The 23,244-nt window shown below is 55.2% G+C and carries 21 protein-coding genes; 18 read left to right on the top strand and 3 right to left on the bottom strand.

Translation table 11 applies throughout. From position 1 onward, the window contains the following. Nucleotides 1-211: 211 nt before the first annotated feature. Both C7534_RS22190 and C7534_RS22195 read left to right on the top strand, forming a co-directional pair. Nucleotides 212-1,783, top strand: coding sequence for an EAL domain-containing protein (locus tag C7534_RS22190; protein ID WP_109787045.1), 1,572 nt, complete (start codon nt 212-214; stop codon nt 1,781-1,783). Between the two features lie 105 nt (nt 1,784-1,888). Beyond that, nucleotides 1,889-2,389, top strand: coding sequence for an outer membrane beta-barrel protein (locus tag C7534_RS22195; protein WP_046028143.1), 501 nt, complete (start codon nt 1,889-1,891; stop codon nt 2,387-2,389). Between the two features lie 53 nt (nt 2,390-2,442). Here C7534_RS22195 and C7534_RS22200 read toward each other — a convergent pair whose 3' ends face one another. The 3 genes from C7534_RS22200 to C7534_RS22210 form a co-directional block, all read right to left on the bottom strand. Beyond that, on the bottom strand, nt 2,443-2,901 hold the full coding sequence (locus tag C7534_RS22200) for a MarR family winged helix-turn-helix transcriptional regulator (RefSeq protein ID WP_046028153.1): 459 nt from the start codon (nt 2,899-2,901) through the stop codon (nt 2,443-2,445). Nucleotides 2,902-3,046: 145 nt separating this feature from the next. Then, nucleotides 3,047-3,499 (bottom strand): Ohr family peroxiredoxin, encoded by a 453-nt coding sequence (locus tag C7534_RS22205; protein ID WP_109787046.1) that lies wholly within the window; start codon nt 3,497-3,499, stop codon nt 3,047-3,049. Between the two features lie 79 nt (nt 3,500-3,578). Next, nucleotides 3,579-4,019 carry an Ohr family peroxiredoxin gene (locus C7534_RS22210; protein ID WP_046028155.1) on the bottom strand — a complete coding sequence of 147 codons (441 nt, stop codon included), beginning with the start codon at nt 4,017-4,019 and terminating at the stop codon, nt 3,579-3,581. Between the two features lie 590 nt (nt 4,020-4,609). On the opposite strand from C7534_RS22210, the gene C7534_RS22215 reads away from it, so the two are divergent. From C7534_RS22215 to C7534_RS22300, 16 genes are all read left to right on the top strand, one after another. Beyond that, nucleotides 4,610-5,893 carry an epoxide hydrolase family protein gene (locus C7534_RS22215; RefSeq protein WP_177412264.1) on the top strand — a complete coding sequence of 428 codons (1,284 nt, stop codon included), beginning with the start codon at nt 4,610-4,612 and terminating at the stop codon, nt 5,891-5,893. A gap of 247 nt (nt 5,894-6,140) precedes the next feature. After that, nucleotides 6,141-6,917: an ABC transporter substrate-binding protein gene (locus C7534_RS22220; RefSeq protein WP_077430450.1), complete on the top strand. Its 777-nt coding sequence runs from the start codon at nt 6,141-6,143 to the stop codon at nt 6,915-6,917. A 91-nt stretch (nt 6,918-7,008) separates the two neighbouring features. Further along, a complete protein-coding gene (locus C7534_RS22225; RefSeq protein ID WP_109787048.1) occupies nt 7,009-7,698 on the top strand; it encodes an ABC transporter permease in 690 nt (229 codons plus the stop codon). A 14-nt stretch (nt 7,699-7,712) separates the two neighbouring features. After that, nucleotides 7,713-8,411, top strand: coding sequence for an ABC transporter permease (locus C7534_RS22230; RefSeq protein WP_109787049.1), 699 nt, complete (start codon nt 7,713-7,715; stop codon nt 8,409-8,411). 8 nt (nt 8,412-8,419) lie between these two features. Next, on the top strand, nt 8,420-9,532 hold the full coding sequence (locus C7534_RS22235) for a succinylglutamate desuccinylase/aspartoacylase family protein (RefSeq protein WP_109787050.1): 1,113 nt from the start codon (nt 8,420-8,422) through the stop codon (nt 9,530-9,532). An 18-nt stretch (nt 9,533-9,550) separates the two neighbouring features. Continuing rightward, the gene (locus tag C7534_RS22240) at nt 9,551-10,315 is read left to right on the top strand and encodes an ABC transporter ATP-binding protein (RefSeq protein ID WP_046028165.1); all 765 of its coding nucleotides are present in this window, start codon (nt 9,551-9,553) and stop codon (nt 10,313-10,315) included. 118 nt (nt 10,316-10,433) lie between these two features. Further along, nucleotides 10,434-11,342: a MurR/RpiR family transcriptional regulator gene (locus C7534_RS22245; RefSeq protein ID WP_046028166.1), complete on the top strand. Its 909-nt coding sequence runs from the start codon at nt 10,434-10,436 to the stop codon at nt 11,340-11,342. Between the two features lie 137 nt (nt 11,343-11,479). Further along, a complete protein-coding gene (locus tag C7534_RS22250) occupies nt 11,480-12,187 on the top strand; it encodes a CatB-related O-acetyltransferase (protein ID WP_109787051.1) in 708 nt (235 codons plus the stop codon). A gap of 1,579 nt (nt 12,188-13,766) precedes the next feature. After that, on the top strand, nt 13,767-14,807 hold the full coding sequence (locus C7534_RS22265; RefSeq protein ID WP_109787054.1) for an AraC family transcriptional regulator: 1,041 nt from the start codon (nt 13,767-13,769) through the stop codon (nt 14,805-14,807). 277 nt (nt 14,808-15,084) lie between these two features. After that, nucleotides 15,085-16,362, top strand: coding sequence for an OmpP1/FadL family transporter (locus tag C7534_RS22270; protein WP_109787055.1), 1,278 nt, complete (start codon nt 15,085-15,087; stop codon nt 16,360-16,362). A 95-nt stretch (nt 16,363-16,457) separates the two neighbouring features. After that, a complete protein-coding gene (locus tag C7534_RS22275) occupies nt 16,458-17,936 on the top strand; it encodes a DUF1254 domain-containing protein (protein ID WP_080943011.1) in 1,479 nt (492 codons plus the stop codon). 151 nt (nt 17,937-18,087) lie between these two features. Continuing rightward, nucleotides 18,088-18,765 carry a DUF3313 domain-containing protein gene (locus tag C7534_RS22280; RefSeq protein ID WP_109787056.1) on the top strand — a complete coding sequence of 226 codons (678 nt, stop codon included), beginning with the start codon at nt 18,088-18,090 and terminating at the stop codon, nt 18,763-18,765. A 188-nt stretch (nt 18,766-18,953) separates the two neighbouring features. Then, nucleotides 18,954-19,412, top strand: a complete 459-nt coding sequence (locus tag C7534_RS22285; protein WP_046028173.1) for a glycine zipper 2TM domain-containing protein — start codon at nt 18,954-18,956, stop codon at nt 19,410-19,412. Between the two features lie 494 nt (nt 19,413-19,906). Next, entirely contained in the window at nt 19,907-20,719 is an 813-nt protein-coding gene (locus C7534_RS22290) for a hypothetical protein (RefSeq protein WP_109787057.1), read from the top strand. 330 nt (nt 20,720-21,049) lie between these two features. After that, nucleotides 21,050-22,438: a DUF1254 domain-containing protein gene (locus tag C7534_RS22295; protein WP_442963226.1), complete on the top strand. Its 1,389-nt coding sequence runs from the start codon at nt 21,050-21,052 to the stop codon at nt 22,436-22,438. Nucleotides 22,439-22,729: 291 nt separating this feature from the next. Further along, the gene (locus C7534_RS22300) at nt 22,730-23,206 is read left to right on the top strand and encodes a 2,4'-dihydroxyacetophenone dioxygenase family protein (RefSeq protein ID WP_046028178.1); all 477 of its coding nucleotides are present in this window, start codon (nt 22,730-22,732) and stop codon (nt 23,204-23,206) included. Nucleotides 23,207-23,244 lie beyond the last annotated feature (38 nt).

Genomic DNA, 23,244 nt, shown 5'->3' on the forward strand with positions numbered 1-23,244 from the left:
CTCTTAATTGCCACTATTTCTTATTTCTAACTCAAGGGGATAAGTATGCGCTATCGATTAAACTCACTGCCGCTCAAACAGAAAATCATCTTTTGTCTTGCTGCCTACTTGTGTGGTGTCGCGTTAGCCTGGTTGATTGACGGTTAATCTCCCCGACTGCTACTTCCCAAGTCAGGTCTCGCCAAGTCAAATAATGTTTTCCGGAGTTTTTATGATCGCAGCGTATAAAGCCTCGTTTAGAAAATACACCTTAGCTTTATGCGCAATGGCTGCAGCGGGTTCAATCGCATGGTTTTGTTCCGGGCAGCTTGCAGAGAATATTTTTGAGCAGCGCTTGAATAACGTTCACGACGATTTCAGTGCCGCTCAAGTCGAACCCAACACGCAAATCGATAAAGCACTGGAAGCCCTCGGCCGTTTTGATCGTTCAAGCCAGGAATGCTCCGGTGAGCAGTACTCACAAATAGCGGACACGGTGAAGAACTTTCGATTTATTTATCAAGCGGCAGTCCAACTTGAGAATGGCAGGATCTGCTCATCCTACGGGCAAAAAATCACATCGGTGTCAGCGGGAAACGAAAGCAACCGGATCCTGGTTAAAGGGCGAACCTATGAGATCAGTTCCGACCAGGCCACCTCCGCGGATACAGACTTCATCATTATTTCGCAGCAATCAGCTTACGTTTGGGTCAACAAGGAAATACTTCTGGACAACATGAACCTTCCGGAAGAGGTGCAATTGGACCTGCGCGGTCCAGGCGGTATGGCGTCCATTACCTCTATGAACCGTCAGCCCCTGAAGTTGCAAGAGCCGTTTCCCCTTGAAGAACTTGTTACCACGACAGACAAAGCCTATGTCGCCTTTCCCAACAACCGTAACGAACTGATCTCAGTCCTCTCAGTTGCGCTGAGTGACCTGACAGCGCTCAGATGGAAGTTGTTCGTTGTTCTGGCGTTCATGCTGGAAGCGTTGGTCTACATCGCATGGCGGATTCACAGCTATTACACCTCCACCGTCGTTCAGTTACGCAAGGCCACAAGAGCGAACAAACTGAACGTTCACTACCAGCCTATTGTTAATTTGAGGACAGGACATCTGGTCGGCGCCGAGGCGCTGTCTCGCTGGAGCCTCAAAGGAGCCGCTATTCCGGCGGATGTATTCATCGCGGCGGCAGAGAAGTCCGATTTGATTTGCGAGCTTACGCGCTCGGTCATGCGCCAGGTCGCGGAGGATTACAGCACCTATTTTTGGGCATGCAAGGATTTCTACATTGCGGTGAATCTTTCCGCTCAAGACATTCTCGATTCAACCTTTCCAGACTTTGTCGCCAGCATCATGGCTACGTACAACCTACCGGCGTCTGCCATCGCCTTTGAAGTCACGGAAAGAGCCTTGTTAGACCATGAAAGTGCATCCATTCAACTGCAACGGCTTCGGGCGTACGGGCATCGGATTGCCATTGATGACTTTGGCACGGGCTATTCCAGCCTCTCGTTCATCGAGTCAGTGCCTGTCGACATGCTGAAGATAGATCGCTCATTCATCACGAAGGACAAAATCGCCGCCAAGGACGCCTTGTGGCGACACATCACCCACATTGCCAAAGCGCTAAAGCTCGAGGTCGTCGCCGAGGGTGTCGAAACTCAACAACAACTACCGCACCTCGCTTCAGAAGGCATGTTGTTGGCTCAAGGTTGGTTATTTTCTAAAGAACTCCCCGCACATGCGTTGGCAAGACGTTTCTTTCAATGCCCTGTGAGCCTCAATCCTCAGACTGATTGAAGTAACCCAGAAATATAAATCAATGACTTCTATCAATCTGCGCAGTCACCCAAATTCTTGGCGAACACCTCACAATCGACAACCTGTAGAAGGACTCCACCTCACATGCTATTTCGCAACCTTGCCTGCGCTACTCTGCTTTCGTTGCTGTCTTTTCAGGCACTCGCGGACGACAAAGGTTTGTATCTTGGAGCTGGCGTAACCAACATTGAAACCGACAAATCTCACCTGAGCGATGAAGACAACAGCTATAAGGTTTTTGCAGGCTATCGTCTCAACGGATATCTGGCCTTCGAGGGCGCCTTCGTTGATCTCGGCCAATTCGAGGACAAGGATCTTGATTTCGATGGCAAATCTGTTCAGGCCGCCGCCCATATCGGTTTTCCGCTGGGAGACCGGCTGCGAGTTTTCGGTAGCGTCGGTGCTCACGCCTGGGATGCTGACGGCAATGCCAGCGATGATGACACTGGCGTGGATCTGACTTACGGTGCGGGCATTGAATTTGATGTATTCCGCAACATCGGCATCCGCGCGGAATATGAAGTACTGGAGGTCGGCGATATCGACCTGAATCAAACAACGGCATCTGCCTACGTTCTTTTTTAACGCCAACTTGAATTTGAGCGACCCTGCTGGTCGCTCAATGCACTCCCTGCCACTTACTCCCTGTCTTTCGTCGTGCGGATGAGATTGTTCCGCAGTTTCACAATAGCCTTCTGCATTTGTACGAAGTCTTCGGGATCAAGTCCGGTTTGCGGAAAGCCGTCTTCGGTCAGGCCTTCACGCAGTTGTCGCCCCTCTTTTGTGAGTCTGATCCGCACTTGCCGCTCATCTTCCGGGTCGCGCTGGCGCAGCAAATAACCCATCGCCTCCAACTTCTTCAGGATTGGCGTGAGGGTATTGGATTCCAGGAACAGCTTTTCGCCAAGGCTGCCAACGGTCTGGTTGTCTTCCTCCCACAGCGCAACAAGAGTGATGTATTGCGTGTAAGTCAGGCCGAGCCGTTCGAGCATAGGCTTGTAAGCCTTGCCAAAGGCGAGGTTGGAGGAATAGACCGCAAAACAGAGGAAGTCAGAAAGCTTGAGATCGAGGGCGGAAGTCTTCTTAGCGGGTTTCATGATCATTCTCTGTGGCCAAAGACGTTTGGGGTTGTAAGGCTCGACTATACATCGCATGCGATGGTATCGGAAGTGCCAACCCTTCTGCCGTTGTTATCTGACCCGCTCACCAGGGATGCCCCTGGTGAGCCGGCTGTTCGGTGCATCAAGCGGTAAGGACGTTAATGGCAACATCAATGTTGCCGCGTGTTGCCTTGGAGTAAGGGCAGATTGCATCGGCGTTGTGCGCCAGTTCGGTCGCTACCCCCTCTTCCAGACCCGGCACACGCAGAGTCAGTCGGGCCTGGAGGAAGTAGGCCGCGCCGGTCTGACCCAGGTCGACTTCGATGTCGACGGCCGTATCGGCCGGCAATGTCACCTTCATCTGCTGGGCCGCCAGCCCCACTGCTGCGATGTAACAGGCCGACCAGGCTCCGGCGAACAGTTGCTCGGCTTTCGGGTGCGGCTGAACGCCCGTAAACACGTGTGCCGGTGCGGTGCCGCCGGGCGATGACAGTTCGATGTCCACGTTGCCGTTATGCCCGCGCGAGGTGCTGCCTGCACTGCTCAGGGTTGTGTGGGTTTTACCGCTGGCGAGTACTTTTTCGATCTTGCTCATGATGATTTCCTTCAGGTTTATAGTTTGCGCTGTTCGCATGCGCTTGTATCGCACGCGATATTAGTGACACGTCCAGGATTCACGCCGTAATAACGTTCAGGGCAACGTCGATATTGCCGCGTGTTGCTTTGGAGTAAGGGCAGATGGAATCGGCGATGTGCGCCAGTTCGGTCGCAACATCGTGTGCCAGCCCCGGCACGCGCAGGGTCAGTCGGGCCTGAAGGAAATAGGCCGTCCCAGTCTGGCCCAGGTCGACTTCGATGTCGACGGACAGATCCGCTGGCAACACGATATTTCGCTCCTGGGCCACTAGCCCTACTGCCGCGGTGTAGCAGGCCGACCACGCACCGGCGAACAGTTGTTCGGCTTTCGGGTGCGGCTGGGTGGCGGTAAACAGGTGGGTCGGTTGGGCGGAACCGGGGGACGACAATACGATATCAAGGTTGCCGTTATGGCCACCGACACCGCTGTGGGTGGTGTGGGTTTTGCCGGTAGCCAGTACTTTTTCGATTTTGCTCATGGATGTTTCCTCGGGATTTCATATTTGCGCGATAAAATCGCATGCGATGCGTATAAGTAAAAAAAATGCCTTTTATCAATCAGCGGAGGCAGTGATCCAGTTGTTGCCATTGTGACCATGGGAAGCGTGATCGTTGAAGTGAGAGGTGGTGTGGCGGCTTCCGGTTTTCATGGCTGAATCTCCAACGGCAAAGGTTGTGGTTGATTATTATCGCTTTCGACCTGATCGCATGCGATGTATTAATACTCAACCAAAGCCCCAATCATGTCAAAGACTATTTTACGATTCGGCGATGAGCGGTAGATGCGGTTCATCGCCGGGCCGAAACTCTGGTAGCGCGATTCGGATCGCTTTCACGATCGCTGCTGGAAATCCTGCACATCAGTTCCGAGACGGATTACCTGACCATCGAGCCCGGCATGCTTCCCGGCATGAACCCGGGAGTGCATGAGAAAGTGTTTGGGTCATTCCATAAAAACACTGTTGCGCGACCTCAAGATCAAGAGCAGCCTCAGTGACAGGTTCTACCTCGATTCGCCTCTCATGATGAAGGTTGTCGGACACACTCATCATGGCCCTCAAGTGAGGAAATGATGATCAAGCATTCATCCGTACTCGCCGCCATTGCGACGGCTATCGTACTTGCTGTTTCGCCCTTCATCAGCGCCGCTGACGCCGACAGCAGCAAATCCATCCGCGCCTTCCACGTCGATGTTCCGCAACAGGAGCTTGTCGATCTGCGCAATCGAATTGCAGCGACACGTTGGCCGGACAAAGAAACGGTGACCGATCGCTCTCAAGGCGCACAACTGGCCAAGCTACAAGAGCTGGTTCGCTATTGGGGCACAGACTACGACTGGCGCAAGGTCGAAGCGCAGCTCAATGCCTTGCCGCAGTACACAACCACCCTCAATGGCGTAGACATCCACTTCATCTGGGTTCGCTCGCCAAACCCGAACGCGATGCCGCTGCTCATGACCCACGGTTGGCCAGGTTCTGTGCTCGAGTTCCTCAAAGTCATCGGGCCGCTCACTGATCCGACAGCGCACGGGGGCAATGCCACCGATGCATTCGACGTCGTGATTCCGTCGATTCCAGGCTACGGTTTCTCCGGCAAGCCGAATGGCACCGGTTGGGACCCGGACGCTATCGCGCAGGTTTGGGCGCAACTGATGCAACGTCTTGAGTACACCCATTACGTCGCCCAGGGTGGCGACTGGGGTGCTCCGATTACCAGCGCAATGGCGCGCCAGGCTCCGCCCGGCTTGCTTGGCATTCACCTTAACTTGCCAGCCACAGTACCGCCGGAAGCGGTCGCGGCGCTCGCTGCCGGAGGTCCCGCGCCAGCGGAATTTTCCGAGAAGGAGCGCGCGACCTTCGACGCCCTCGCCACGCTCGTCAAACAGGGCAATCTGGCTTACAGCGCGATGATGGCCGCGCGGCCACAAATGATGGGCTACGGCGTATCCGACTCCCCGGTATTCCTGGCGGCGCTTATGCTCGTGCACCCAGGTTTCGCCCAGTGGACATACGGCGCCGACCCTCAACAGTCACCGACGAAAGATGAGGTGTTGGACGACATCACACTGTACTGGCTCACGAACAGCGCTGCCTCCGCAGGACGGCTCTACTGGGAGAACATGGGACGCAGCCCGCTTTTTTCGGCAGCCCAGAAGACTGCTGACATTTCATTGCCGGTGGCCGTCACGGTGTTTCCACAGGACGTCTACTGCCCTCCCGAGTCGTGGGCCCGGCGCGCCTATCGCAACTTGATCTACTTCCACCAAGCCGCCAAGGGCGGTCATTTCGCGGCCTGGGAACAGCCGCAGCTGTTCACCGAAGAACTTCGTGCGGCGTTCCGAACGATACGCTAGCCGACCTGAAGAACCTGAAAAAACGGGCGCCTTATCGGCGCCCGTTTTCGTTCAAGGGGTCGGTGATACATCGCTGTAATTACCCTCTCCCCCGGACTGCCACTTGTCGCCCATTCTGATATGTTTTTTTTCACTATATTGATTTATGAAATATTGTGTGCCAATCATAGTCTCGCAAACCGGCCCACCTCGCCAGATCGGTCGGCCGTTCGTATCACCCAAACGCCCCCTCCAAGGAGTCAACAATATGAACAAGACAGAACTTCTAGGTGCTCTGGCACTGTGCGCCGCAAGCTTGCTGGCACACGCCGACGAAAGCAGCTTGCGTATCGGTATCGAAGCCGCCTACCCACCCTTCTCCTTCAAGACGCCAGAGGGCAACGTCAGTGGTTTCGACTACGACATTGGCAACGCGCTGTGCGAAGAGATGAAGGTCAAATGCGAGTGGGTCATCCAGGAATTCGACGGCATGATCCCGTCGCTGAAAGTGCGCAAGATCGATGCGGTGCTGTCGTCGATGTCGATCACTGAAGACCGCATGAAGTCGGTCGACTTCAGCAAAAAGTACTACCACACGCCGGGCAAGTTCGCGATGAAGGCCGGCAACGTGATCAACGACCCGCTGGTCGATCTCAAAGGCAAGAAGCTCGGCGTGCAACGCTCCTCGACCTATGACCGTTTCGCCACCGAGCAGCTTGAGAAAGTCGGCGTCGAGGTGGTGCGCTACTCCTCACAAAATGAAGCCTTCCTCGATCTGGCTGCAGGTCGCCTGGACGCCACGCTGGCAGACATCGTCAACACCGATGAGAGCTTTATCAAAACACCATTGGGTAAAGATTTCGCACTGGTAGGGCCGGACATCAACGACCCGAAATACTTCGGCAGAGGCGCCGGGATCGCGGTACGCAAAGGCGACAGTGCGAACGTTGCGCGCTTGAGTGCGGCGATTGACGCGATCCGCGCCAATGGCAAGTACCAGCAAGTGATGGGCAAGTACTTCGCCTTCGATATCTACGGCGAATAAGCCCTACCCGAAACCCCGGCGCCGGCCCCTTGCGGGCGCCGCTTTTGGCTTGTCTCGTGCGCCTCCCGGCGCTCGCTTGAGGAACTTCATCATGCTTCACGGCTACGGATCGAGCATTCTCGATGGCGCCTGGCTGACCATTAATCTGGCCCTGACTTCCATGACCCTGGCCATTTCCCTGGGACTGATCGGCGCGGCCTTTCGTTTGTCGCCGTTTAAATGGCTGGCGGTGTTGGGCGAAGGCTATACAACCCTGATTCGCGGCATTCCTGACCTGGTGTTGATCCTGCTGATCTTCTACGGCGGCCAGGATCTGATGAACCGCATGGCCCTCGCACTCGGTTACACCCAGTACATCGACATCAACCCCTTCATCGCCGGCGTCTGCACCATGGGCTTCATTTTTGGTGCCTATCTTTCGGAAACCTTTCGCGGCGCCTTTATGGCGATCCCCAAAGGTCAAGGCGAGGCCGGCGCGGCTTATGGCATGAGTGGCGCTCAGGTGTTCTGGCGGATTCTGGTGCCACAGATGATTCGTTTCGCCATTCCCGGGTTCACCAACAACTGGTTGGTGCTGACCAAATCCACCGCGCTGATCTCGGTGATCGGTTTGCAGGACATGATGTTCAAAGCCAAAAACGCAGCGGACGCCACCCATGAGCCGTTCACGTTTTTCCTCGCGGTTGCCGCGCTCTATTTGATGCTGACCAGCGTGTCATTGCTGGTGCTGCGCTATCTGGAAAAACACTACTCGGTCGGCATCAAAGCCGCCGAACTGTGACTGGGAGCACACCCATGATTCTCGACTACAACCTGATTAGGGAAAACCTGCCGCTGTATTTCAATGGCGTGTTGGTGACCTTGAAAGTGCTGCTGATTTCCCTGGCCGTTGGCCTGGTGCTTGCGGTTCCTTTGGCGCTGATGCGCGTCTCCCGCTCACCGCTGATCAACTTCCCGGCCTGGCTCTACACCTACGTGATTCGCGGCACCCCAATGCTGGTGCAATTGTTCCTGATCTATTACGGGCTGGCGCAGTTCGAAGCGGTACGCCAAAGCGCGCTCTGGCCTTACCTGTCCAGCGCAACCTTTTGTGCGTGCCTGGCCTTCGCGATCAATACCAGCGCCTATAGCGCGGAACTCCTGGCTGGCAGTCTGAAGGCCACGGCCCACGGCGAGATCGAAGCCGCCAAAGCCATGGGCATGTCGCGCCTGACTTTGTACCGCCGCATCCTCCTGCCATCGGCCTTGCGCCGGGCGCTGCCGCAGTACAGCAACGAGGTATTGATGATGCTGCAAACCACCAGCCTGGCGTCCATTGTCACGCTGGTGGATATCACTGGCGCCGCGCGAACCGTCAGTTCGCGCTTCTATCTGCCGTTCGAGGCGTTCATCACGGCCGGCCTCCTCTACCTGGTCCTGACCTTCATCCTGGTTCGTCTGTTCAAACTGGCCGAGCGCCGCTGGCTGGCCTATCTGGCACCGCGCAAGCACTAAGGAGCGTTATGAAGCACATTCAATACCTTTTGCCGTGGAGTGCCTCGGGCACAGAGCGAAAGTTGTCGCTGTTTCGTTTTGGTAGCGGACCGCGCAAGGCCTACATCCAGGCCTCCTTGCATGCCGACGAGCTACCGGGGATGCGTGTCGCTGTTGAGCTCAAGCGCCGTCTGCAGGAACTGGAAGAGCAAGGTCGCCTGAACGGGATAATCGAGTTGGTGCCGATGGCAAATCCGATTGGTATTGCCCAGATGTTCCAGGCCACCCATCAGGGGCGCTTTGAGTTCTCCAGCGGGAAGAATTTCAATCGCGACTTCCCGGAACTGACCGAGTCCGTAGCGCAGCAAGTGGAAGGTCAGTTGGGCGAGGATGCCAACGCCAACATCGCACTGATCCGTAGCGCCATGCGCGACGCACTCACCCACCTGCCGGCAGCGACATCGGAGCTCGATGGTTTGCGGCGACTGTTGATGCAGCATGCTTGTGATGCCGATGTGGTGCTGGACCTGCACTGCGACTTCGAGTCGATCATGCTGCTGTATGCAATGCCGCAAAACTGGCCGCGCTTGAGTTCATTGGCCGCCCGCCTGGACGCTGAGGTGGCCCTGCTGGCCGAGGCGGCGGGAGGTAACGCTTTCGATGAAGCCTGCGCGATTCCCTGGCGGCACCTGGCCGAGCGCTTTGCGCACGCCAATATTCCACTGGCATGCGTGGCCACCACCATCGAATTGCGCGGCATGGCTGACACCGAACGAGAGCAATGCGTCGACAGTGCGCAGGCCATTCTTGGCTATCTCGCCGACCAAGGCCTGATTAGCGGAGTCTGGCCCGCCGCGCCACCGAGCCGTTGTGAAGCGACACCGTTCGCCGGTGCGCAGTACGCCTATGCGCCGCATCCGGGGGTGGTGAGTTATCTGCAACCGTTGGGCGCCCACGTCAAGGTCGGCGATCCGCTGTTCGAAGTGCTAGATCCGCTGACCGATCAACACAGCGTGGTGCACGCCAGCACCGACGGCATCCTGTATGCCCGCGAACGCCTGCGCTTTGCCCAGCCCGGTTTGTGGCTGGCCAAAGTGGCCGGCAAGTCCCCTATTCGCCAAGGCCGTTTGCTCAGCGATTGATTCCAGAGAGTTGAAACCATGTACAAACTTGAAATTCAGGATCTTCACAAAAGCTACGGCGCCCATGAAGTGCTCAAGGGTGTTTCCCTGGAAGCGAAGGCCGGTGATGTCATCAGCATCATCGGCTCCAGCGGTTCCGGCAAAAGCACCTTCCTGCGTTGCATCAACCTGCTGGAGCAGCCCAACGCCGGCAACATCGTGCTCAATGGCGAACAGCTCAAACTGGTGACCAATAAACTCGGCGGGCTCAAGGCTGCTGAACCCAAGCAGCTGCAACGCATGCGTTCGCGACTATCGATGGTGTTTCAGCACTTCAACCTCTGGTCGCACATGAGCGCCCTAGAAAACGTCATGGAAGCCCCGGTACATGTGCTGGGCATGAACAAGAAAGAGGCCCGGGAAAAAGCCGAGCACTACTTGAACAAAGTCGGCGTGGCGCACCGCATGGACGCCTGGCCCGCGCATATGTCGGGGGGTGAGCAGCAGCGCGTGGCGATTGCCCGTGCACTGGCCATGGAACCTGAAGTGATGCTGTTCGATGAACCGACGTCGGCACTCGACCCGGAGCTGGTCGGCGAAGTGCTTAAAGTCATGCAGGATCTGGCACTCGAAGGACGCACCATGGTGGTCGTGACCCACGAAATGGGCTTTGCCCGCGAGGTCTCCAATCAACTGGTGTTCTTGCACAAGGGCCAGGCCGAAGAGCGTGGCAACCCGCGCGAAGTGCTGGTCAATCCTCAGTCCGAGCGTCTCCAGCAGTTTCTGGCCGGCAGCCTGAAATAATCACCGGCTCGCTCACCACTCCTTGGCCGGGCGATGCACAACGAGGTTCGGCTTCGGATACACTCCAGCCAACCTTATGCCAGGCCTTCCCTAACCCTTTGGAATTGTTGAGCCGGATATGCCGACCCCTTCGAAAAACACCACGGTCTATGCCGCGCCGGTGATGCGCAAACTGGCGGAAATCGTTTCCGATTTACCGCCGTCACTGCGCAAGGTGGCGGATTTTATCCTGCGTCACCCGCTGAGGGCCGCGACGCTGACCATCGAAGAAATGGCCCATGAAACGTCCACCTCACCCGCAGCGGTCAACCGTTTGGCCAAGGCGCTGAACCTGGGTGGCTATACCGGCATGAAGTCCGAACTGGTCGCGACGTTGCAGCAGATGGTGTCGCCGGTCGACAAACTGCGCAACGAACTGGCGCATCGTCCTGGTGGCGCGTTTGGCCTGCATGAACAAATTCAGAGCGCCACCAGCAACCTTGCCGCGGCGGCGACCAACAACCATGCAGACACCTTTGAGGCGTTCGTCACTCGCCTGACCAAAGCCCGCAAAATTTACATCCTGGGTTTTGGCAACAGTGTCTACTTCGCCGGTCTCGCGGCCTCAACCCTGATGCCCTTCTGTGCGGACGCCACCGCCATCAGCATGGAGGGCGGCAACGAAAACGCCGCTTACCGCCTGGCTGCAATTACCGATCAGGACGTGCTGCTGGCTATCTCCCTGCCGCGTTATTCCCTCGACACCTTGCAACTCGCCCGTTTTGCCAATGAGCGCGGGGCTTCGGTGCTGGCAATCACTGACTCCCCCGCGTCACCTCTCACCGGCGTTGCCGAACATGTTTTATTTGCCCCTGCCGACCATCCGGTAATGACCAGCTCCAACATCGCTGTGCTCGCTTTAATCGAAGGGTTGGTGGCGGGTGTGATGGCGCGCAACAAAGAAGCCGTCAAGCTGGCGACCGAACTGACTGAAAGCGTCATGTCATACCTGCATATCCCTTCCAGCAGCAAATCGCCGAAAAAGTGATATCGCTAGGGGACAGTCATCATGAGCGCCTGGAGTAGCTTCAAAACATTTCATCTCCTCTGCCGATTCATTTAGACTTTGCGATTGGCTCATAGGGCCATGCCATGCCCTATAACGGATATCCAAGTTAAATCCTTATGAAAAAAATAATTGATGCCGTTCGAAATCATTATTGGAAAAAATGGATTCGCAAGCATAAATGCAAAGTGGCAGGCGGCCTATTGTCATTGCACAAGAGGTCGACACTGACACTAGAAGAGGAAGTATCTATAGGGCATGTTGTTATAGAAGCGAAAAATTTAAAGATCGGCGCTCATACCTATATCAGAAGTGATTGCGTGCTTTCGGCGGTATCCTCTATCGGCAGGTTCTGCTCTATTGGAAGCGGCTGTTTTATCGGACAGCAAAAAAGCTCACATCCGTCAGACTGGCTCAGTTCACATCCTTTTCAATATACCGATACGCATTTGTCTTTCGACCCCGACGTTGCTGATATAACGATTGGGCATGACGTTTGGGTGGGGCACAGTGCGATGATCCTTGAAGGGGTTACCGTAGGCACAGGTGCGATTATCGCAACCCGCGCCCTGGTTGCCCACGACGTGCCGCCCTACGCGATAGTTGCTGGGGTCCCTGCAAAAATCATCAAGTATCGACACGCGCCCGAGGTCATTGAAGAATTGCTCGCCAGTCAGTGGTGGGCGTGTGATGTCGGGTTCCTCCAGACGTTACCGCTGAACGACCCTAAAACCACTTTGCCTCTATTGGCTGTCCAGCATAAAGAAAAACGTGCTGACTATAAGTCCATCCAGATAACACGCAAAAAGTGCAGCGTTCTGTCCTGAACAAACCGCCTGGAAAAACCGGGCGGTAGCAGACGTATCTCTGACAAGACCCCCTCGCCAAATCACCCCTCGGACATCGACAGCAAGCCATTATCCAGTCAAACGATCGTGCTTCTGATTCCGCCAGGGTTTGGCGGTCAGCATGACAAGGCGGGCTGGCGTAGCGTCTGATCGCGTCTTGCGCCGTCATAAATCTATTTTTGATAATTATTAATTTCCCGTCCCCTTCCCATCAGTTTGAAATGCGCTTCGATGAGGTTAGTCATACCTGTCACGTGTGGGTTTTGATGGATGCCTCGAATGCAGTCAAACCTGCATTTTGGAGAGATTGTCCTCCTCACAATTTGTGTTGTTTCTCCCTGCGTCTTCACCCAAGACACGCAGACGAAAGAACACATGCAGCACTTCGATTGTTCCAGATTCGAGACTGCGCCAAGCCACTACATGGAGGGATTCCAGAATGCTGATAAAAATCGAGAAAGCGAGCACGCCGGAAGGCTGGAATGTATGGATGAACGAGTGGTGCGTTAAGTTTCACAGCTATGCACAAGCGTTGGCGTTCGTGAACAGATTGGAAGGCAGGATAAATGCATCACACACCTTGCCTGTTAGCGTAGACGCCCTTGAGTTGGAACCGTCTTAACCTGAGGCCACCCTGACTTCGGTGAACTTGAAGTATAAAAAAGCCCCGCGCTCTGGCGGGGCTCTCAATATGCACGCATTAGCGGGCATCCGACGTTAGCTTGCACTCAGGCGCAATCTGTAGCCTCAATCGAAACCGACGAACCTTGGAAACGGCGAGCTCGCCCCGCATAACTTCGTAAAGATGTTGCGAAATAGGGGTGAAATCGTTGCCAGTGAAGTCAGCGGGACCATTTGCAGCTGAGTGACTGATTACCGTTAACTCGCCATTCTGTTCATTAACCGTAAAGCTGGGAAGCAGGCGTGAATGGAGAGAAACCACCGTCTATGGCCGGGCATCGAGCGTTTTGAGGTTGAAATAGGCGTAAACCTATTTCAGGACTAGACATTTTTGACCAAGTGCATGTTCGCGTCGCCCGACCAGGCTACTGTATTTACACACCGTCCGAGTGGGAGGCAGCCGGTCACCAACGTATCGCATGTATACAATTAAAACCAACAATTTTCATGAGTGAATACAAGCATACTTTTTAGCGAATGAGATTCAATGAAGCTTCGAGCACCTCACGCGGCAATGGCACGTCACTAGTCAAGACCTGTTTATCCTGAGTATATCGGAACGAAAACACCAGAAGAATGCCCTCTAACCTAGCTTCGTCGATGTATGGAAACGGCTATTAGGGTGGAGCATAGTCTCTATGCACCATTTGAAAAAAAGCGCATCCGTGCTAAAACCAATGTATTCAATATTATGTATTTTCGGATTCAATTAATGCGCACGACTCGTGTAATCGATGATTCGGCCAAGGACTGGCGGCGCAGAACGGCCGCGAGGTGCCAGGCGCTGGCTCATGGGCGCTACGCTCTTTTGCTCGTCATGTGTCAGATGTTCGCCAGCGTAGCCATGCGCCAGCTTCAGGAACGATAGCGAGCTAATATGCCCTCCAAAAAATCATCGTTAAGAATGGGCGGGCCTGGAGAAATTAGCACAAGCCCATTCCGTCGATTCCCGGAAGTAGTTGACGCGATAGGGGGTTCCTCGCGAGGCGTTTTCAAAGACGCGGGTATCAGCCTTGAGCAATTTGCATATGAAGACAACCATCTCGCCTACATGGACGTTGCTCGCCTGTTCAACACGGCATTCGAACACACTCAGTGCCCCCATATTGGCCTGTTGATCGGTGAGCGCTTTTCGCTGGATCATTTGGGTCCGGTGGGTCAGCTTATGCGTCTTGCGACTACACCAGGCGATGCATTGAACGACCTGGTCGGGCATGCCAATCTCTATGATCGTGGCGCGACCCCACTCCTTCTTCCCTTGGCGGGCCAACACAGTTTGTTGGGATATGTCATTTATCGCCACGACCTGCCCAATCAATCATTACTTGTTGACACTGCCGTCATGGTTGGCCTCCAAATGCTGCGGGCCTTATTAGGCGCTAACTGGACGCCCGCTCGCGTGCAGTTTTCATATCGCAAGCCATCAGACATCACCCCGTACGTCAGAAAATTTCGCTGTAACATTCAGTTCAATGCAAGCATTTCCGGACTTGTAATAAACAATCAGAAACTCCGACAAATTCAATGTACGGCGAATCCACGCTTACACCATCTGCTTAAACTGGCTATTTCGACCGCCACGTCACATTTGACGATTTCAGAACAAATAAAGAGCCAGACATACGCTTTATTATTGAAAGGCCAGGCGAATTCCAAGCACATCGCCAGTCAATTCTCATTGAATGAAAGAACGCTGCGACGCCGGCTGGATGCAGAAGGTTCTCACCTCAAAGAACTGATCACCGACTCCAGAAGCAACTTCGCGCGGCAGCTCTTGAAAGATACCAATTTGCCGATATCCACAATCTCTCAGACCCTTCAATACCAGGATCCAAACGCCTTCTCCCGTGCATTCAAAACGTGGACAAATACGTCACCACAGCATTGGAGAGATGGACTGGAGGTCGCCTCCATTTAAGGGTGATCCCACTGTTTCCACGCACCCGTAATACCGCGCGTCGGTGTCCGAAAATGCAAGATGCCTTTCTGATGATTGCCGTAAAGTGAACGCGACAACAGGCTAACTGCAAAGCTGATCTTCGGCTTTTTTGTGCTGTTCATGAGGCTGGCGATTAGTTGCACCTGCGGTTGGAGTTCCGCGCAGACACTCAAAAAAGCCGCACGAGTAAAAGACGGCGCCCTGGACTTGGGGCGATCTAAAGATATCGATTGAGTCATCTGCTGAGAGGGATTTCATGCCATTAAATAAAAGTGTGTTGTCGATTACTGTCCTTGGTGCGCTGACACTCTTTACCAGTGGCCGCAGTGTTGCCGGTGGCCTGATGTTGTACGAAATCGCCACCGACAACGTCGGGCTGGCCAATGCCGGTGCAGCGGCTCGGGCACAAGGCCCTTCAACCATCGCCAGCAACCCCGCTGGCTTGAGTTACCTCAGCGGAACACAGATCTCCGCTGGTGCTCAGGTTCTTTTTGGGGACTTATCGTTCGATAGGAACAGTGAAACCAATACGCCGGGCGCTGGCAGCGGTAACGCGCTCGACCCCATACCGGGCGGCAGTTTCTTCATCAGCCATCAACTGGATGATCGGTGGTCCGTCGGTTTCGGCTCCTATGGCGATTTCGGCCTCACTGAAAACTACGACAACGACTGGTCCGGCCGTTATTTCGTGCAGAACGCGAGCATTGCGGGACTGTCACTGGTACCCAGTGTCGCCTACCGCTTCAACGATCAATGGTCCGTCGGCGTCGGACTGAAAGCCATGTACGGGATGCTGAAGAGCGAAGCCGCCATCGATCAGGCGCCGCTCGGACTGACACAAAGGGGCGACGGCCAATACAAATACCGGGACAGCACATGGGGTTACGGCGCCAACGCAGGCGTCATTTATGCACCAAAACCAGGTACCCGGATTGGCCTGGCCTACACCAGTCAGGTTGACCTCGACTTCGAGGATCGCTTGGATGTGGAGAGCAGTGCTCCGCTGGTGAGCCGCCTCAACAGCGTCAACACCAAGATCGACCTGAAAGTACCGCAAACGGCGACCCTCAGCCTGTACCAGCAACTGGACACGCAATGGGCTGTCCTGGCCTCGGTCAATTGGCAGGACTGGTCGAAATTCGGTGACATCGGCATTGACGTAGACACGTCCCGAACCGGTTCCCGGTCTACCTCGATCGATGCGCATTACAAGGACACGTATCAATTGGCGCTTGGCGCTCAATACCAGATGAACCGGGACTGGCTCTGGGACTTCGGCGTTGCCTATGACACGTCCGCCGTGTCCGACGCAAATCGTACGCCCACCGTGCCCATGGGCGCCGCCTGGCGCTTCGCCACAGGCTTTACTTATTCACTGAATAAAGAGACAGACGTGAATTTCAGTTGGGTCACGGTGTGGATGGGGGACATGTCCGTCGATCAGCAAAAAACGCTGTCAGGCAATCGTGTCTCAGGCGAGTTCGACAACGCCTGGATTCAAGCCCTGACGGCCAACATGACTTGGCGCTACTGAGAAAAATCCAGGATCGTTTCAGGTGTCATGCCTAGTATCTAACCGTGGGCATGAACGCTCACGACACCGGTTTGTACAAAACTAACGAGGTGAAAATGAACAGGAAGTCTCACAGTGGCTGGACATTGGCTGCGGCGGTCGTCGTAGGTTCAACGCTTTTCACCGGGTGCACGAGCAAGCTCGATCCGATCACACAGGCCGACAAGGCGGATGTGGCCAAGGGCGTTCTCGCGCCGAGCCTGGAGCAAACCAAGGCGATCGCCGAGGAAGGCTTTATCTACGGCTTGCCGCTGGTCATGAACTACGCCGTGATGAACGAATTCGCAGTGAATTCCAAGTCCAGCCAGTTCAAGGCGCCCTTCAACCAACTGCACAACGATCATCAGGTCGCGACACCGGCTGACACGGCCATCATTACACCCAACAGCGACACGCCGTACTCCTTCCTCTGGGCCGACCTGCGCGCCGAGCCGCTCGTGATCACCGTGCCGGCCGTTTCCAAAAAACGCTACTACGCGGTTCAAATGATCGACGGCAACACCTATAACTACGGCTACATTGGGAGTCGGGCAACTGCCAGCGCGCCCGGGAACTATCTGATTGCAGGTCCTGACTGGAAGGGGGTGACACCTCCAGGCATCGAGAAAGTGTTCAGCTCCACGACCCCCTTCGCGCTGACACTGATCCGGACCCAGTTGTTCAATCCGGCCGACATGCCAAATGTCGAGAAGGTGCAGGTGGGCTACAAGATCCAGCCGCTGTCCGCCTTCCTCCATCAACCTGCGCCGCCCGCCTCGCCGAAGATTGCTTTCGTGCCGGCCACGACGGGGGGCATCAAGGCCAACTTCTTCGAGTACCTGTCAGCCGCGTTGGAGTATGTGCCGCCATCGGCAGACGACAAGGAGATCCGGTCCAAGCTGGCCAGCATCGGCGTAGGCCCCGGCCGTAGCTTCGAATTCAAGGACCTCTCGCTCGAGCACAAGGCCGTGGTCCTGCTCGGGATGAAGGCCGGCGATGAGCAGGTCGACAAGTTCCTCTCGAGCGGCATGAAAAACATCAACGGCTGGAGCGTCGGCGCGTTTTTCGGCGACCAGGCGTTCTACAAAGGCGACTGGCTGATGCGGGCTAGCGCCGCGAAGGCGGGTCTGTACGGCAATGACGCTGCCGAGGCGATGTACCCCATTACGCGTACCGATGGCAACGGCCAGACGTTGAATACCGGCAAGCACAACTACACGCTGACGTTCCCTGCCGGAAAACTGCCGCCCGTAAATGCCTTCTGGTCGGTGACCATGTACGACGGCAAGAGCCAGTTGCTGATCAAGAATCCGATCAATCGCTACCTGATCAATTCGCCGATGTTGTCGGCGATGAAGAAGAACGCGGATGGTTCACTGACGCTGTACATCCAGAAGCATTCGCCGGGCAAGACCAAGGAGTCCAACTGGTTGCCGGCGCCTGACGATACGGCCTATCTGGTGATGCGCCTCTATTGGCCGAAGACCACGCCGCCTTCAATTCTTCCCGCTGGCGCGGGCAACTGGCAGCCGCCGGCAGTGGTGGCATCGAAGTAACGCGACGCTTGCGACTGCTTGCAGTTGGCAAGCAGTCGTTCGATTGCTCAGGCTGAGATCCAGTGGGCCCTGTTCCGAAAGGGCTGAGGCCACAGGGTCTGACCTTGAATAAAAGACATTCAGGAACACATCCCTCAAGGAGTACCGTTATATGAACTTCGCGCACAAATGGATAACGGGTGCCGCACTGAGCAGTTTGTTATTGACCGGCTGCGTATCGAAAGTCACTGAAGCCGAGCAATACTCGGGCTACCTGTCCAACTACAACAACTTGCAGGAAGTCAAAACGGCAAGCGGCGGCACAACAATGCGTTGGGTCAGTCCGTCGTGGAACCCGAATGCCTATGACACGGTGGTGTTCAACAAGCTGGAGCTCTATCCCGCGCCCAAGCCCGATGAGCGGGTCAACCAGCAAACGCTGACCGACATCCAGAACTACATGACCGGTAAGGTCAAAGGCACCCTGGGTCAGAAATACCGTGTGGTTTCCAATACCAGCGCCGCGCCGGTGGGTTCCAACACCCTGCTGATGCGTGCGGCGATCACCGGGGTGAATGCCGAAAACGAAGGGATGAAATGGTACGAAGTGGTGCCGATCGCCGCCGTGGTCGGAGCAACACAGGCCGCCACCGGCCACCGTGATCAGGACAGCACTTTGTTCATCGAGGCCGAGATTATCGATGCGAGAACCAACCAGACGGTAGCCAAGATTGTACGCAAGGTGTTTGGTACAACGCTGGAAAACGAGAGCCAGAAGATCACCGCCCAAGACTTCAAAGCGGCGATAGACAAGTTGAACGTCGATCTCTGGGCGTTCATTCGCAGTTAAGCCTTGATTGAACTGCCAACAGACGTTGGCTCAATACACGTCCAGCAGAGGATGCTGACATGTCTTCCTCTTCATCGCTTCCGTCGCGGCCTATGTCACAGGTCCTCTGTGAAGCCGGGACATAGAAACGATTCAAGGACGCAGCTGAAAGGCATTGCAATCAAATACCAATAACGAGGTGCACCGCAATGAAAGTAATCCTGTCCTGGCTGTCAGTCACATTGATGACGGTGCTGATAAGTGCCTGCTCCGCCGTCGGGTCAACCGATGGCGGCGCCGGTGAAATCGAAATTCGCTCAGGGAAGATCGAGCAGATATCGCTGACGCAGATGCAAACCAGCCACGACAGTGGTGTCGGCGCCGTACTCGGTGGTCTTGGCGGCCTGGCGGTTGGCAGCTTGATCGGGGGCGGCACCGGGCGTGACGTCGCCATGGTTGCCGGCGCGCTCGCCGGTGCTGCTGGCGGTAACTACGCCGAGAAGAAAAAGTATGACCAACCGGTCGAGGCGCAACAGATCATCGTGCGGGTCAACAGTGGCGTGCTGGTATCGGTGACCCAACCGATCAATCCGTCCCTGACTAAAGGCTCGAAGGTGTATATCCAGGGCTCAGGCAATGATGCCCGCGTTGTGTCGCAAGGCAGTTAAGGCTGACTGTTCGGATTCGTAAAACACCGTACCTGCCTTCTTAACAAATTTTGTAGGAGCGAGCTTGCTCGTGATGGACTCAAGAGCGCTGCGTTTATTCTGTAAACACGCGATTTCGTTAACGACCATCGCGAGCAAGCTCGCTCCTGCAAAACCTCCCACCGGCAAAAAAAGCAAAATGGCCAAATGACCATTAGAGGCATAACCAGCGAGAGGCAGAGGCTACTCATGTAGTAGTCACTGCAACGGTAAACTTTACGCCCCTCTTACCTGGACCCGACAAATACTTGACTGATTGGAGAAGTTAAACTTGTAACGCAAGTAACCTCAGCATGAAACAAGACGTGTCAACAACAGAATGGGGGGCTGTTCGCTGCGCTTCAGTTAATTACGACCCACTGCGATTGAGGTATTCAAGTAACTTCTGCTAGTCGTTAGCAGGCTCCCGTTGATAATCGAGGGGCCCGCGGCGATCGGTATCCAGGGAATTCGACATGAACAAGTACATTGAACGACTTTTGCTATCGTCTTTGGTTTTCGGTATTTCCGTTTCCAGTCAGGCCGACGATCAGGCGGAGCTGGCTAAACAGTCATTAAATCCAGTCGCGGCGCTGTACAGCTTGCCCATCCAATACAACTGGAATCAGAAAATGGGGCCCTCCGGCGATGGAATCCAGAGTGTCACCAATATCCAGCCGGTTTTACCCTTCACACTTAATGACGATTGGAATCTGATCTCTCGCACGATCCTCCCGATCATTGATCAGCATGGGCTGGCACCGAGGGGTATCGCTGATAAAAGCGGAGTGGGCGACACCTCGCAAAGCTTCTTTTTCTCTCCCAAAAAGCCGACCGAGGACGGCTGGATCTGGGGTGTAGGCCCCGCGTTGTTGTTACCGACCGGTAGTGATGAGCTACTGAGTAGCGAACAATGGGGGATTGGACCGACAGCGGTGGCGTTGAAGCAGGCCAACGGTTGGACGAACGGTATTCTGGCGAACCACATCTGGTCGCTGGACAACAACCCGGCCAATGACAAGGAGAAGGTCAATCAGACATATCTGCAACCCTTTCTGGTCTATACCACAGCGTCGTACACCAGTTTTGGCATTAATACAGAATCCACTTACGACTGGGAAGCCAGGGAGTGGAATGTGCCGATCAACCTGTTCGTGACGCAATTGTTCAAAGTCGGCAAGCAGCCCATGAGCCTTCAGGTAGGGCCGCGATACTGGGCGGACAGTCCTGAAGATGGTGCGCACGGCTGGGGCTTTCGGGTGGCGTACACGCTACTCTTTCCTAAGTGAAACTATCCGTAAGATTTATTTTTAGCATCAGAGGACACGTTGCTGTCATGTCAGCAGCGTTGTTTGATTTGCTGCTTATACTGACCGAGCAGTCTGAGCTTGCTATCCGTCGTGTTTCTCCTCGATCAGTGTTGCGCTCGCGCCCACCCACATCATGTAAAACAAAGACTTATAGCAAGACAAGGAGCGTTATGAGATATCAAGTCGAGAGCAAACGCGACATTGAATATCGCCTGATTAGTAGTTAGCTGGCCGACTCAATCATCTAATGAAAAAAAATGGAGTTTCAGGTTCATGATAACCACACTACCGAGAACATTTGGCTGCGCGATGGTATTGCTCGCATCCTTAGGATTTACGCTCGCCCAAGCAGCGGACATCACTCCCGCCGAAACGAAAGCCATCGCCGAGGAAGGCTACATCTACGGTCTGCCCATCGTGATGAATTACGCGACCATGTACGACTATGCCGTGGACAAGAACTCCGGCCAGTACAAGGCGCCGTTCAACCACATCCACAGCATGCACAATGTCTTTAGCTACAAGGACACGGCCATCGTCTCGCCGAACAGCGACACGCCGTATTCCTTGATGTTCATGGACCTGCGTAGCGAGCCGATCGTACTCTCGGTACCGACGGTGGAGAAACCGCGGTATTACTCGGTGCAGCTAATCGATAACAACACCAACAACTTCGGTTACATCGGCAGCCGTACCACCGGCAGCGAAGCCGGCGATTACATGCTGGTCGGCCCAGACTGGAAGGGCGTGACCCCGCCAGGAATCAAGAAGGTGTTTCGTTCCAATACACAACTCCTCTTCGTGATCTTTCGCACCCAGCTCTTCAAACCGGCGGACATGCCAAACGTCGAAAAGATCCAGTCCGGTTATGCGGCTCAGCCGTTATCGGCTTATCTCAAGCAGCCCGCGCCGCCTGCCGCGCCGGCGATCAACTTTCCGAAGTTCGACAAGGCCATGGCGAAGACCGACTTCTTCAAGTACCTGGGCTTTGCCTTGCAGTTTGCCCCGGCCACACCGGATGAAGTTGCGATCCGCGCGAAGCTGGCCCGTATGGGCATTGGCGCCGGCAAAGACTTCAACTTCCAGGATCTCTCCGCCGAGCAAAAGGCCGCCGTGGTTGAAGGCATGCAGGCTGGGCATACGAAGGTCCAGAATGCAGTCAATCATCTCGGCACGCAGGTCAATGGCTGGAACATCGTGAGTTCCGGCGGTGATGCCGCGTTCTACAAGGGTGATTGGCTAAAGCGTGCCGCCATCGCACAAGCGGGCATCTACGCCAACGACGCCGAAGAGGCCACCTATCCGATGGCCAAGATCCTGTCCGATGGTACGCCGCTTGACGGCAGCAAACACAACTACACCATCACCTTTCCCGCTGAACAGCTCCCGCCGGTCAATGCCTTCTGGTCGGTGACGATGTACGACGGCAAGTCGCAACTGCTGATCAAGAATCCGATCAATCGCTACCTCATCAACTCGCCGATGCTACCCGACATGAAGAAGAATGCAGACGGCTCGTTGACGCTCTACGTCCAGAAGGACTCACCCGGCGCGGACAAGGAAAGCAACTGGCTGCCCGCACCGAATGATCTGATCTACATGGTGATGCGCCTGTATTGGCCGAAGACGGAAAACCCTTCCGTCCTGCCTCCTGGCAAAGGAACGTGGAGTCCGCCCCAGATCGTTAAAATCAATTGAGCACCTAACGACCGGTTGCAGCGGACCGCGCTGGCGCGCCGCTGCTGAACCGGGGCGTCAGGGTTTCGCAGAGGCCTTGACCGTCCGCTGTCATTACCCAAAGACCAGAGGTGGCCGCAAACCGTATACATTGATGTTTGGACGTTATTTGCACGGCACTCCGTATGCCGCGATTCAACGCAATTGGGTGGATACCCCTCCTCAAGAGGGGGGCGGTGTGAGCACAGCCTGTTCACGATGCTCTCAACGCACCGTGTAAATCCTTCCACCGTCCAACAGAGAACAACAAGCATGTTTTATGAAAACATCGACACCTCCTCCATCAACGACGAGGACCTACCGTGGGTTCCGTTCGCACCTTACAGCGATGAAGTCTTCATCAAATACATCAAATGCGACCCGGTTCGCGGGGAAACCATCACCCTGCTCAAGGCCCCGGCCGGGTCTGCTCTGCCCAAGCACTATCACTCCGGCACGGTCATCGTTTACACCATCAAGGGTGGCTGGAAATACCTGGAGCACGACTGGATCTCGACACAGGGCGGCGTGGTGTTCGAAACCGCAGGTTCCAGCCATACGCCTATCGCGCTGACTGAATACGGCGATGAGCTGATCACCTTGAACATCACCCAGGGCGACCTGCTGTATTACGACGATAACAACAACGTCGTTGCCATCGAGAACTGGAAATCCAGCGTGGATCGTTACCTGGCGTTCTGCAAAGCCAATGATATCGAGCCCAAAGACATCACCAGCTTTGCGGTCTGACCAGCCCTCCAATCTCTCGGCCGTCCGGTGTTCGAGCG

The sequence above is a fragment of the Pseudomonas sp. OV226 genome (genome assembly GCF_003148705.1).
GTDB lineage: Bacteria > Pseudomonadota > Gammaproteobacteria > Pseudomonadales > Pseudomonadaceae > Aquipseudomonas.